Raw genomic sequence first — 12,526 nt, 5'->3', positions numbered from 1 at the left:
ACCCTATATGGACAACAGTCCCGATTATTATATGCTTGATTTCAACCAACCCTGGGAGGGGCCGGACAATCTTTATGTGATGCAATCGGTACGTCCTACGTACCTCATTCCGGGAGTTAAAGCTCATTATACGAATTTCGGTTATGGGTTAACTCATTACCTCGGTAATCCCCATCTCTTGTACCGCAACAGCAGTGTGAAATTTAAGCAGATGACGAACGGCACTGCGCATACCTGGATGGTGGGCGAGGTGGCGGGCGATTATCAACCCTGGGGCTATCCCTTCAACTGGAGACCACTGGGCACAAAAATGTGTAACGGACCAAGCTGCTATGGTCATCCTCCCTGGTATGGCGGTCATCTGTTGTTTGCGGATGGCAGCGTTTCTTTTTTTTCGGATGAAACCTCTCCCGAAATACTGAAAGGTCTTGCTGACGCTCCTCCTGTACCCGATCAAGAACAGAGAGCTGTTCCGGTGAAACGGTTTGAAACAGGCAATTTTCATTGGGACTATATTTCGTTACAGAGTCAGCCGGACGATGAAAACGTCTATTACGTGAAGATTTTTCAAACTGATTCAAACTCGCTGGTGCTGATCAATCTGTTTTCGAGTGAGAATTTATCTGAAAGCGAAAAAGAAGAGTTGATAGAGCATCAAAGGGCGTTTCCCACGCCACATTTCTTTTTACGCATTGACTCGACGACAGACGTTGCTCAGGCATTAGGGAAATCTTCATTGTCCCAGGCAGCAACGCCAGAACAGTTAGCAGCGAATGTGAAAACGCTGGAATCGCTGCAGAAACAATTGCTGGAAAAATAATCGTTTTATTCTGCTGACAGTCAGCATCTTGCCTCTGGTGCGGCGTCTGCTAAGATGTTTCTCTGTCGAATAAAAAAAGCCAGTTTCAATTAGTGAAGTCAGAGATCAGAGAAGCATGAATCACGAATCAGAGGCAGCGTCGAATCCAGATCCGACTTCGGGTGCGCAGTGGATTCGGGGAACATCGACATCACTGAAGCGGACCAGACAGGGATTTACTTTGTTCCTTTATGGCTGCATTCTGGTCTGTCTGGCGGCGTTCGGGGTACTCTATTTTGAATTCAGCACAGAAATGCTGTCCGTAGTCATTCAGGTCCTGCCTGTCACGGCGCTGATGGGAAATCTGATCATCCTGGCAGGCGCACTGTTATTTTTCTCTGTGCCGCATGAAGTCAATTCCCGCGGTGTACTCATCGGGGCGGCAGTCGGCTTTTTCGCCAAGATCATTTTTTCAGCAACCGTCTTTTGTGTCCCCGGCTTTCTGGGAGTTCCCTTGGCACTCAGTCTGAAACTGGCAGGATATCTCGGTTTGGTTCTGTTCGCTCTGTTTCTGAGAAAACTGTTGTTGTATCTCAATCGCTCTGATCAGCTCTGGAAAGTATACGGCCTGTTGGTAGCGACCGTTTTGTTTCTGCTGGGATCCTGGTGCCTGGAATTGATGGTGGATCTCGGATTGATCACAATCGCTTTGATCCCCATTTACTCGGTGATGCTGGTGGGATTATTTCTGTATCCCTGCTTTGTCTATAGCCTCAAAAAAGTGTTGTCTCCGTGAATGCGAACTCTTTGTCTATAACGGCTCAGGAGCTGAACTGCAGCCAGAACTGAAATGCTCCCATACACCTGGTAGAATCTCGCCTGAGCACTCCCCTCGTGTCAGGGAATGTCTGGTCAGTACATTTTTACGCTGATTTAGCCTGAATTTCGTCTTCGGGAATCGAAAATCTGAATTTCTTTACACTGAAACCGGCCAGAGCCGGGGGATCAGCTTGACGCGTAAATTCAGGGGCAATATACTCGCGCGATGGACTTATTTATCTCGTTGTGGGAGAATGAGTTTCGGACGATTTTCTATTTACTGCGAGAGACTCTCATGAAGAGCGAACATAGACACGACCTGCAAACCAACGACCTGAGCAAATTAATCGTTCAGGCGGAACCGTTCATGGAACAATACGGCATGAAAGCCCTGGTGGCTGTCGGTGCCGCGTTTGTATTGGTCATTGGCTATTTCGCCTGGTCTACTAATCAGACAAGTCGGGATGCGGAAGGCTGGACCCGTTTAGCCGCCTGTACCTCCACGGCCGATTTTGAAAATGTCGCCGAAGATTTTGCCGGAACGAAAGTCGCCGACTGGGCCTTGATTCATGCGGCTGAAAGCCATCTGCAATCCGGAATTCGCAATTCGTTTTCCGATCGCAGTGCCGGTGACCGTGATCTCAAAGAAGCGAAAGCGCAATTCCAGAAACTGCTGGACTCCTCCTCGACGATACCGGAAATTCGTGAACGAGCGCTGTTCGGCATGGCGCGCACGGAAGAATCAACGTCGGATGGCGATCTCAAAAATGCCACCGAACTCTATAAAAAACTGATTCAGGAATATCCGAACTCCATTTTCCGCAAACTGGCCGACCAACGTGTGAAACCCGTTGCAGGGGAAAAAGTCGCCGTTCTGGATCAGGAAGATACGAAGAATTTTTACAAGTGGTTTCATGCTCAAAACCCAAAACCCGGTGATCGTCAGCGACCCGGATTTAATTTGCCAATGCCAGGGGGCATGACTCCCGGCGGTGAAGAAAATGATTCAACAGAATTGCCCGGGCTTCCGGATCTTCCCGCGCTCCCAAGTCTCCCGGGGCTTCCTGAGCCTTTGACTTCTTCTCCGTTGACAGAAGAGAAAAAACCGGCTGAGCCCAAAACAGAAACTCCCGCGAAAGCAGAACCAAAGGCTGCTGAAAAGCCGGCTGTGCCTGAAGCAGCGGCGAAAAAAGCGGAATCACCCGCAGAGAAACCAAAGCCGGAACCAGCGACCGAAAAGAAACCATAATGTCTGACGAACTTTCGTCACCTCCGGAACTTTCCAGCGAACCTATTGAAATTACAGTCGAAGCACGCGCTCATGGCTGGCGGATCGACCACTATCTGTGCCGCCTGTATCCCAATTACACGCGTGTCCTGTTTCAAAAAGCGATCAGGCAGGAAGCGGTGCTCGTCAACGGTCTGCCCGTGAAAGCGGCGCGGCGGATGCGCGTGAATGACCGTGTTTCCATTCGCCTGCCCGAACTGCCGGACAATCAGCTTCCGCCGGAAGATATTCCGCTCGATATCATCTACGAAGACGACTGGATTGCCGTCATCAATAAACCTTCGGATATGATCGTCCATCCGGGCAAAGGAAATTACGCGGGAACGCTGGCCGGAGCGCTGCAGCACCACTTCGATCAGTTAAGCGATGTGGCCGGACAGTATCGACCGGGCATTGTGCATCGGCTGGATCGGAATACCAGCGGCGTGCTGGTAGTCGCCAAGGATAATCAGGTGCATGCGAAGTTGAGTGCCCAGTTTGAGAAGCGCGAAGTGTCGAAGGAATACCGGGCGATAGTCTGGGGCCGCATGGAGTTCGATACCGATTTCATCGAAACTTTCATGTGTGTGAATCCCCGGCACCGCGAAAAAATGATGGTCACCGTCGAAGGCGGCAATGCCCGCGATGCGTTTACCTATTACGAAGTCATCCAGCGCTATAAAGCGTTTACCTATGTGAAGCTCAAACCCCGCACGGGGCGGACGCACCAGTTACGCGTTCACATGCAGCATATCGGACACCCGATTGTGACCGATCGCGTCTATGGCGGCCGGATCTCTTTGAAAATGAAAGATCTGAGTGTCCAGGCGGAAGCGGATGCCGAATTGCGGGAGACAGATCTGCTGATCGAGCGCCAGGCGCTTCATGCATATTGTTTGGAATTTAACCATCCGCAGAGTGGAAAACGAGTCAGTTTTGAGGCACCATTACCGGAAGATATGCAACTGACCCTCGCTGCGTTAGACCAGTACCAGAAGGAAGAATGAAATGAAACTCGCGAAAGTTTTATTATCAAGCGGAGAACGTCATGTCGCCATCGTGGAACAGAATGGGGTTCAACTTCTGGATTTAACTCAGGTCGATCACTGTCACCGACTGTCGGATATTCTATACGCGCCTGATCCTGTCGGGCTGGCGAAATTTCTGATCGATACCGAATTGCCTCCGGTGCCGTTCAGTCAACTCGAATTCCTGGCGCCGATTGATCATCAGGAAGTCTGGGCCGCCGGTGTGACATATAAACGCAGCCAGGTAGCTCGCATGGAAGAATCCGAGGCGGCTGCTTCACACTACGACAAAGTTTATACGGCTGACCGACCGGAACTGTTTTTCAAAGCCACGCCGAACCGGGTCTGCGGGCCGAATCAGCCGGTCCGTGTTCGTTACGACAGCCAATGGTCGGTGCCTGAACCCGAGCTGGCGCTGGTCGTCTCCCCCGATTTACGTCTGGTAGGTTACACCATCGGCAACGATATGTCGGCCCGCGACATCGAAGGCGAAAATCCGCTGTACCTGCCTCAGGCAAAATTCTACAAGCAGTGTTGCGGTCTAGGCCCCTGCATCCTGATTCATGAGAAACCTCTGAAACGGGAAGCAACGAAAATCACGCTTACCATCGAACGCCGGGGAGAAGAAGTTTTTCAGGGAGAAACTTCGATTGGAGAAATGGCACGCGAACTCGAAGATCTGATCCGCTGGTTAGGGAAAGAAAATGAGTTTCCCAGCGGCGCGATTCTGTTAACGGGAACCGGAGTTGTCCCCCCCGATGAATTCAGCCTCGAAGACCATGACATCGTCTCGATCGAAATTACCGGGATCGGCACACTGATCAATCCGATTGTGAAAGACGCCGCTCCCTGACGCGTGTTCGCGCTGATTGTGACGCACGTCGCGCGATCTGAGCAATGAATCCGGATCAGTGACCACTCGTTTTCGTTGCCGGTGCGCTGGTCTGGAGTACCGCTTCGATTTCCGCCAGGGTGGGTAACGCATTGCGATTTCCCAGCCGTTCGCATTTCAAGGAGGCCGTCACACAGGCGCATTTCAAAACACGGTCGAGAGGCCACGCTTCCAGAATGCCATAAAGTAACGCACCGGTGAAGACATCTCCCGCGCCGGTGGTATCAAGCGACAGTACGGGCAGGGCACCGCAATGAATGCAGCCTGCTTCCGTGAAGAGCCACGCGCCGCGTGTGCCGTCGGTGATCGTCACAATCTCGGGGCCCTGTGCGAGCAATGCTTTACCGGCCGCTTGAATGTCATCGGTTTGAAGATATTCCGTGATGAAACGGCGGGGGCAGTTCATGACATTCAGATACGGAATCAGTTGTTCCATGCCCGGTTTTAAAGAGCCTGCATCCAGGCAGACGAGCGCGCCGGCCTGCCGCGCGAACCGGGCTGCGTGCAGACAGGTTTCTTCAGGCCAGCCATCCAGGTGAACGGCTTTCGTCTGTTGCAGCAGTGTCAGATCCAGTTCATGGGGTTGCAGGCAGCGTTCCGGTCGATAGCAGGCAATCGTGCGGGTGCCCGCCTGTTCGTCAATCCAGATCTGCGAATAACCGGAACGGGTTCCCGGCATCAGGCGGCTGCCTGTGAGATCGAGATTTTCTGCAGCGAGATCCTGTTCAATCAGGAGACCGTATTGATCATCGCCCCAGCTGCCGATGAACGCGCAGCGTTTACCGAAGCGACTTAAGAGAACCTGCGCCGTCGGAACCGGGCCGCCGATCTGATAGGCGTCGCTGATAATATTCGTTTTTGCATCCTGGACGGGGTGTTGTGCCAACAGGACCAGATGATCCACGACAACCGTGCCCACGCCGACGACATCATACTGCATAAAATCGGTTCTTTATTTTGATGATACGACAGCTAACCGTCGAGTTTCTTTTCCCAGAAAAGCGCCCGCCCCATTTGCGGGTCGAGTTCATAAGCGGAAAATCCAAATTTGGTATAAGCGGTCTGCGCACGGTGATTGCCTTCCAGAACTTCCAGCGTGAGTTTACAGCATCCGCGTCTTTTGGCAATGGTTTCAACGCGTTCGAATAACAACCGGGCAAGACCCTGTCTTCGAAACTCCGACGCGACAAACACATCATGCACATTCAACAACGGCCGGCAGGCAAATGTCGAAAAACCTTCGATGCAGATCACAAGTCCGGCAGGTTCTTCATTTTCAAACGCGAGGACAATCACAACGTCGGCACGTTTTTGCAAAGCACCGGCAAGATTGTTTTGCACCTCTTCCGGCAGTGGTTTTCCGCACCCTTCAGGGCTGCAGGCATAACTGTTCAGCAAAAACAGGACTGCATGGGCATGTGCGGGATTCGTCAGATCTGCTTCGATCAGGTGCATGGAATTGTCTTTTCGCTTCGGGATCGGTTAATCTGTCAAAGGAAGATCCAAATTGGATACTGAAACGGTTATTTTAATCAGAGGAACGGAAATAAGGGAGTCACTCTTTTGAAAGAGTCTGGCAGACACAGTAATTACCGTCGATTAATTCAACATGATATTTGAAACACATCAATGAAAATCATTCCTGTTTTAGACATTCTCAATCAAACCGTCGTGCGCGGAGTCGCCGGAAAACGCGACACGTATCAACCCATTCAGAGTCGTCTGACACAGTCCAGTCAGCCGCTTGATATCGCATGTGCTTTACGCGATGAATTTCAGTTCTCTGAATTTTATGTGGCTGATCTGGATGCCATTCTGCATTCAGAACTCAATCTGGATCTGTATCGCCGATTGCTCGAGGCCGGGTTCACGTTTCTGCTGGATTGCGGTCTGCGATGTGCGACTGACAGTGAGCCGCTTACTTCATTAGAAGGAGTTTCGCTGGTTGCCGGTCTGGAAACGCTGGCGGGTCCGCAAGAGCTGGAAAAACTGGTACGGCAGTGGGGCGTGCGGCAGACCGTCTTCAGTCTCGATCTGAAACAGGGGGTCCCACTTGTCAGCAGCGCGCCCGGGAACGAGTTTGCATTGATCGATGACCCATTGGAAGTGGCGGAGATAAGTATCCAGCAGGGAGTTCAGCAGATGATTCTGCTGGATCTGGCGCAAGTTGGAACCGGAACGGGAACCGGGACCGAGGAACTCTGCTGGACATTGCGCAGCCGTTATCCCAATTTGAAACTGATTACGGGGGGCGGCATCCGTCACACGGATGATCTCACTGCAGAGGCGACACGAGGCGCTGATGCCGTCCTCGTGGCGTCTGCATTACATGATGGACGTATCGGGAGAGAAGCGGTTCTCTCCCTGTCCTGACGTCTGACTGGTGCGCGTCCCCGTTCACTGTCGCGTCGTCCATGCCACCATACTCGATTCGAATGGCCCTGGAGACGCAACAATCAACCTGATAACAGACTATTTCAGCAGATCGGGGAGTGCTTTTTTGAGATCGGAAACCGTTGCACTCCGGTTCACAACTTTGCCGGCTTGATCGACGAGAAACATCGTGGGCAGTGAAATGACACCGAAGTCGCGTGCAGGCGCACTTTCCAGGCCCCCCTCTTCATGGATATGAGCCCACTCGATTTTATGTTGTTTGGTGTAGGCTTCTGCCAGGTCAGGTGTCGCATCGAGGTTAATCCCCAGTATATCAAAGCCCTGGCTGTGATATTTACTGTAAAGCTCCTGAATTTGAGGCAAGTCTTCCGTGCATGGTTTGCACCAGCTCGACCAGAAGATGACCAGCAGCACTTTACCGCGGAACTGTTTGGCGTCGATGCTGCCGCCGGCTAAAGAGTTCCCCTTTAATTCGAGTTCCTGACCCGCCAGATTCATCCTTCGTAGTGCACCGGCGCCGCGTGTTCCCGCTTCCGAACTCCCATGACTTTCCACCAGCTTGGTGTACCATTTTTTGGATTCCGCAACTTTCCCGCTGAATTCCTGTGTGACCGCCAGTTGCAACATTGCTTCCGCGGAATCGTCCGAGTTGGGATATTTTTTGATAAAGTCTTCCAACTGCTCCAGCCACCATGTCTGTACGTCGCGGAGTTTCTCACTTTGTGTCGTTTGTAACTGTGAACTGTAATCAGCCAGCAGGGTACGGTACGTAACGTAAGCCACCAGATCCTGGTCCTGAGATTTTTTCTGGACCTGATCTCGAATCGCCTGCAGCTGTTTTAAGCCATCTTTGTATCCGACTGTTTGAACGGCTGCTGCCAGACCATCGACCATCTGGCGGGTCCACTGGGCACGGTCGTCTTCATTTTTGGCAGCCGCAATCAGCTTCTCAATAATCACAACCCGATCTGTGTTATATTTCGAAATTGCTGCGGGACCTTTATCCGGAGTGGGACTGTTTTGATCAAGTTTCTGGAGATCATCCAGTAAGCCTTGCATCTCTTTTGATAGTCCGACCGTGGAATTGGTGGGCAGGGTTGCGTTTCCGGCAACCGGCTGCATCAGGATGCCACCTTCAGTGACCTGCATCGACTCGCCTTCAATCGGCAGGGGAACTTGAGTCAGTCTCCAGGCATCTCCGACGCGAATCAGTTCACCAAATTGAATCAGGCCGCTTTTCCCTTTGGTATCAATGATGGACATCACATTTTCGAAAACATGTAAATCTTTGTCGGTTTTTACATCATCGGCGGGAATCAATCCCGGCATGGAACCATCGAATCGGACCCAGACCGTATCGGGAGTGATCATTTTGGTTTTGGAAAGCATCACGGGAATGTCCTTTGGCGCTCCCTTGACCGATTCACGAATCTTGTCTGCAAATGGATTTTTGATGCCGGAACCGGAAAGCTCTTCCTCCGTGATCATCAGCGTTTTGAAGGCATTCGTGTCTTTGTTTGCTAACGCAGCGATGGCGACTCTGGTGACTTCTTCGGCTGAAATCATTTTCCATTCATCAATCTCACCGTTTTCATCACGATCAATGCCCCAGCGTGTTCCCGCCAGATTCATCCAGCGCGAACCATCGACTTTGTTATTAAAGTTGGCATCGATATCCCGGTAGACTTCCAGCCCCCGATTGAAATAGCGCCATTGATCGACCACATTATCGCCGTTGGTGTCAACGAAACGTCTCAGAACCTGACCGTTCGGGCCATACACAATCCAGCCCGACGTTTTTTTGTCCTGCTCGACTTCGACCTTGCAGCGGGCGTAATCCGCTTTCTCCGGAATTTCAATTTCGATGTCTTTCTGAATTGGCTTGAACGTCAGCGCCAATTCCACAGACGGGGCATCCGCCGCCGATAACGAGTTGGAAAACGAAATAAGGAGAACGAATACTGTTAATAATAAGATTCGGCCAATAGACATGTCACGGGACTCCGATTCCGCTGGTACGCATACTTAAACAACTAAAACGAACATGGTTGGGATTTTAGTAGAAAACGGGTGAATTGGTCACCATCAGTTTTCACAATTCCTTTGAAACCATTCAGTAATCGAAGAATGGCCCGATTTAGTTCATCAGAAGCCCTGCATACCCGACAACCCGTGACCGGTCCCCCGTGATTTCTCCGGATGTGGCGTAGCCAACTCGTTCTACTTGACTCAGCTTGCCCAGTTTTTGAAGCGTTTTCATCACAATCACGGCGGGCAGCACTCCACACATGGAAATATGGTTCTCCCGAACGATTTCGAGCAATCCTTCCGGGTCCCGTGCAGACATTTTCTCCAGAGCCAGTTCGTCCAGGCGGCGGTTTTCAGCATCCGTGGCAAAGTGATTCATATCGCTGGAAATCAGCAGCAGCGGCGGTTCAGGCAGCCCCTGAATGACATTGGCCAAGCCTGCTGCAAATTGTTCGCAGCGTTGCAGATTCCCGCCGCCGATGGCAATTCCCACGACTTGCGCATGAGGTGCCAGCCGTTTGATTAATGGTAATTCGACTTCAATCGCGTGTTCACTCCGATGGGCGGCTGCGTCCCGTTCCAGACCGGGAATCTGTTCTGCCAGCTTGCGGGCCAGATCTACGTCGGAATCCAGATTTCCATTCGGCAGCGCCCAGACTCGATGCGGGGCGACCGCCCATTCGACGCCCTCACGGGTGTGTTTCGGGCCAATGACAATAATTTTGGAAGGGAATTCGATGCGTTTTAAAACGTTCGCTGCGATTTTACCGGAATACATCCAGCCGGCGTGCGGAACCATCGCCGCAGCCCAGCGTTCCGGTTTGCCCGCTTCATAAAACAGGTCATCCAGTTGTGCTTCGAGTGTACCCGGATCGGACGGGTAAAATGTCCCAGCAACTCCGACGGGCCTGGTTGACGGTCCCAGTTCCGGACGGGGACGATTGACGATCTGAAAACGGGGTGCCGCCGTCTGTACCGCCAGACTGAGGACCTGTGCTGATTCGGGTTGCGTCACACCCACCGCCTGTTGCGCCTGTTCCAGTAAGAGCGCTGCTTCCAGATCGCGGTCGAAGAGCCAGCCAGTTTTCTGACCTTCGATTAATAGTAAGCTGCGGTGCTCTGAATCAAAATTCGTGAGGTCGAATTTTTCCACGGTTCCGTGCATCGCGGGATCAGTGGCCAGAGCTAATTTGACCTGAAATTCACCGGGCCGCAGGTGATGGCTGGCGATGATTTGAACCAGTTGCTGGCAGAGCGAGAACACCGTCGATTGCATGGGAAACGATTGTTTCAACGTCCACTTTGAAAGCGCGAGTTCCTCGCCGGTGTCTGTTTTTGTCAACAGCAGCGCCACGCCCTGAATGTTGGCGTCCGAGACGCTGGGACAGTAATAGGAGGGAACCTGCCCGTTCATCAAAGCTTCAATCGTCGTTTGCACATATTGAAGATACTGGGCAAATTCGCGTTGCCCCAGGATTTGCCGAATGGAATTTTCAACCGGCGCGGGAATCATCTCGGCTAATTTTGCGGAACAGGAAACTCCCTGGTAGCGAAAGAGTGTGGTTCCCGGATTTTTCCAGGCGGTCGGTGAGAGCCCCGCTTTAATACAGGTTTGATTCAGAAATTCTTCCGAGTTCCAGCCATGATCAAGGGGAACGCCGGGCAGTAATAAACCACTGTGCCCGTCCGCCCGAATCTGCAAACCGTGCAGACCGACTGTCACCGCGCTGATACGATCGGCTCCCTGTTCCAATACTTCTTCCAGCTCGGATAACAGCCAGACTTCCAGATCGAGCTGCGATAACTCACTGGAGGAAATGGGAGGAAAACGGGGATCCTCTTTGGCAGCACGAATGGCCGCCTGATGTAATGCCTGTCCCAGCGGAAGCGGTTGTCCGAAGTTCCCGCAACACGAACGTAACTGTCCCTGCCGTTTGAGGCTGACGAAGGCACCGTTGATCACAGTCTCTTCCAGTTCGTCGAGCGAGATTTCTTCCGGGCGGCTTTGAGTCGCGGTTCCCGCTACGACTGAAGCCGCTTTCTTCAGCAGTTTCTGTTCCTGATCGCTGGTGAGTTCAATCTTTCGGGACGTGTTGTGACCCTGCATCGTAGAAGAACCTTTCTGAAGACCGACTTGCTGTGAGTTAACGCCGGAACTGGTTTTTAAAATCTCTTGAATATCCACGGGCAGTCTTTTTTGCCCCCACGTTCCCGGTTTGTCGTTGAAAAAACCGGCGATGTTTGTGCCGCAATAACCGCAACAATTCTGTTTCAACGCATATTTACCCAGTTGATACCAGTTGCGTTCGATCAGTGTCTGCTGGCATTGGGGACAATAGGTGCTCTGTCGCGCTGCGTCATTGACATTTCCTGTATAAACATATTTCAGTCCTGCTTTTAATGCAATGTCTCGCGCGCGGATCAAAGTTTCGGGGGGAGTCGCACCCCGGTCCAACATGCGGAAGTCCGGATGAAAAGCCGAAAAATGCAGCGGTACTTCATCGCCGACGTTGTTCAGAATCCAGTCACACATCTGTTGAAATTCATCGTCCCCATCGTTCGCCTGCGGAATGACCAGATTGGTGATTTCAAACCAGACATCGGTTTCGTGTTTTAACCAGCGCAATGTGTCCAGAACGGGCTGCAGATGCGATAACGTGACGCGGTAGTAAAATTCTTCAGTGAATGCTTTCAAATCAACATTGGCGGCGTCGATGTGTTCAAAAAAATCGCCTCGCGCGGATTCCGTTATATAACCGGCTGTGACGGCTACGGTTTTCACACCTCGCGCATGACAGGCTTTGGAAGTCTCAATGGCATATTCAGACCAGATGATCGGGTCGTTATATGTAAAGGCGACACTTTGGCAACCTAACTGCGCTGCGACGGCGGCGATTTCTTCCGGCAGGGCACGGGCACTGAGGCGTTCGATTTCCCTCGATTTGGAAATGTCCCAGTTCTGGCAGAATTTACAGCCCAGATTGCAGCCTGCTGTCCCAAAGGAAAGCACGCTGGAGCCGGGATAAAAATGATTCAACGGTTTTTTTTCAATAGGGTCGACACAGAATCCGGTACTGCGGCCGTAAGTGGTCAAAGCCATCTCGCCGCCGATATTCTGGCGCACGAAACAAAAACCCCGGTCCCCTTCCGCCAGTGAACAGGCACGCGGGCACAAATCGCAGATGATTTTCTCACCCGCACGATGCCACCACCGCGCAGGATACAGGCCCTGTTCGATATCCGAATGTTGAATTTGATCAGTTGAGAGAATGGGAAGCGTTTTTTCAGTCATGATTTTG

Annotated in this window: 9 protein-coding genes and 2 pseudogenes; 6 read left to right on the top strand and 5 right to left on the bottom strand. The window is 51.9% G+C overall.

What is annotated here, in order from left to right; translation table 11 throughout:
- The 5 genes and pseudogenes from Q0294_RS17300 to Q0294_RS17280 all read left to right on the top strand — a co-directional run.
- Nucleotides 1-820: pseudogene (locus Q0294_RS17300) on the top strand (hypothetical protein); the annotation flags it as partial.
- 115 nt (nucleotides 821-935) lie between these two features.
- A complete protein-coding gene (locus Q0294_RS17295) occupies nucleotides 936-1,595 on the top strand; it encodes a hypothetical protein (protein ID WP_299467961.1) in 660 nt (219 codons plus the stop codon).
- 318 nt (nucleotides 1,596-1,913) lie between these two features.
- A complete protein-coding gene (locus tag Q0294_RS17290; RefSeq protein WP_299467960.1) occupies nucleotides 1,914-2,867 on the top strand; it encodes a hypothetical protein in 954 nt (317 codons plus the stop codon).
- The gene (locus tag Q0294_RS17285; protein ID WP_299467958.1) at nucleotides 2,867-3,892 is read left to right on the top strand and encodes an RluA family pseudouridine synthase; all 1,026 of its coding nucleotides are present in this window, start codon (nucleotides 2,867-2,869) and stop codon (nucleotides 3,890-3,892) included. Before Q0294_RS17290 ends, Q0294_RS17285 begins: the two co-directional genes overlap by 1 nt.
- 1 nt (nucleotide 3,893) lies before the next feature.
- The gene (locus tag Q0294_RS17280; RefSeq protein WP_299467956.1) at nucleotides 3,894-4,766 is read left to right on the top strand and encodes a fumarylacetoacetate hydrolase family protein; all 873 of its coding nucleotides are present in this window, start codon (nucleotides 3,894-3,896) and stop codon (nucleotides 4,764-4,766) included.
- A 55-nt stretch (nucleotides 4,767-4,821) separates the two neighbouring features.
- Here the strand turns inward: Q0294_RS17280 and Q0294_RS17275 are convergent, their stop codons facing one another.
- On the bottom strand, nucleotides 4,822-5,745 hold the full coding sequence (locus Q0294_RS17275; protein ID WP_299467954.1) for a PfkB family carbohydrate kinase: 924 nt from the start codon (nucleotides 5,743-5,745) through the stop codon (nucleotides 4,822-4,824).
- Nucleotides 5,746-5,777: 32 nt separating this feature from the next.
- Nucleotides 5,778-6,260: a GNAT family N-acetyltransferase gene (locus tag Q0294_RS17270; protein ID WP_299467952.1), complete on the bottom strand. Its 483-nt coding sequence runs from the start codon at nucleotides 6,258-6,260 to the stop codon at nucleotides 5,778-5,780.
- A gap of 174 nt (nucleotides 6,261-6,434) precedes the next feature.
- Between Q0294_RS17270 and Q0294_RS17265 the strand changes: the two genes are divergently transcribed.
- Complete coding sequence (locus Q0294_RS17265; RefSeq protein ID WP_299467950.1) at nucleotides 6,435-7,178, top strand: HisA/HisF-related TIM barrel protein; 744 nt, start codon at nucleotides 6,435-6,437, stop codon at nucleotides 7,176-7,178.
- A 99-nt stretch (nucleotides 7,179-7,277) separates the two neighbouring features.
- Here Q0294_RS17265 and Q0294_RS17260 read toward each other — a convergent pair whose 3' ends face one another.
- From Q0294_RS17260 to amrS, 3 genes and pseudogenes are all read right to left on the bottom strand, one after another.
- Entirely contained in the window at nucleotides 7,278-9,104 is a 1,827-nt protein-coding gene (locus Q0294_RS17260; protein WP_299467948.1) for a redoxin domain-containing protein, read from the bottom strand.
- 232 nt (nucleotides 9,105-9,336) lie between these two features.
- Complete coding sequence (gene amrB / locus Q0294_RS23475; protein ID WP_366917989.1) at nucleotides 9,337-11,334, bottom strand: AmmeMemoRadiSam system protein B; 1,998 nt, start codon at nucleotides 11,332-11,334, stop codon at nucleotides 9,337-9,339.
- Nucleotides 11,335-11,388: 54 nt separating this feature from the next.
- Nucleotides 11,389-12,519: pseudogene (gene amrS / locus Q0294_RS23470) on the bottom strand (AmmeMemoRadiSam system radical SAM enzyme); the annotation flags it as partial.
- Nucleotides 12,520-12,526 lie beyond the last annotated feature (7 nt).

The sequence above is a fragment of the uncultured Gimesia sp. genome (assembly GCF_937919775.1).
Classification (GTDB): Bacteria; Planctomycetota; Planctomycetia; order Planctomycetales; family Planctomycetaceae; genus Gimesia.
This window is presented reverse-complemented; position numbering and strand designations above follow the sequence as displayed.

Bases quoted from the DNA above. Each gene is read 5' to 3' on its own strand.
- Q0294_RS17295 (WP_299467961.1), top strand. From the start codon at position 936: ATGAATCACGAATCAGAGGCAGCGTCGAATCCAGATCCGACTTCGGGT.
- Q0294_RS17290 (WP_299467960.1), top strand. From the start codon at position 1,914: ATGAAGAGCGAACATAGACACGACCTGCAAACCAACGACCTGAGCAAA.
- Q0294_RS17285 (WP_299467958.1), top strand. From the start codon at position 2,867: ATGTCTGACGAACTTTCGTCACCTCCGGAACTTTCCAGCGAACCTATT.
- Q0294_RS17280 (WP_299467956.1), top strand. From the start codon at position 3,894: ATGAAACTCGCGAAAGTTTTATTATCAAGCGGAGAACGTCATGTCGCC.
- Q0294_RS17275 (WP_299467954.1), bottom strand. From the start codon at position 5,745: ATGCAGTATGATGTCGTCGGCGTGGGCACGGTTGTCGTGGATCATCTG.
- Q0294_RS17270 (WP_299467952.1), bottom strand. From the start codon at position 6,260: ATGCACCTGATCGAAGCAGATCTGACGAATCCCGCACATGCCCATGCA.
- Q0294_RS17265 (WP_299467950.1), top strand. From the start codon at position 6,435: ATGAAAATCATTCCTGTTTTAGACATTCTCAATCAAACCGTCGTGCGC.
- amrB (WP_366917989.1), bottom strand. From the start codon at position 11,334: ATGCAGGGTCACAACACGTCCCGAAAGATTGAACTCACCAGCGATCAG.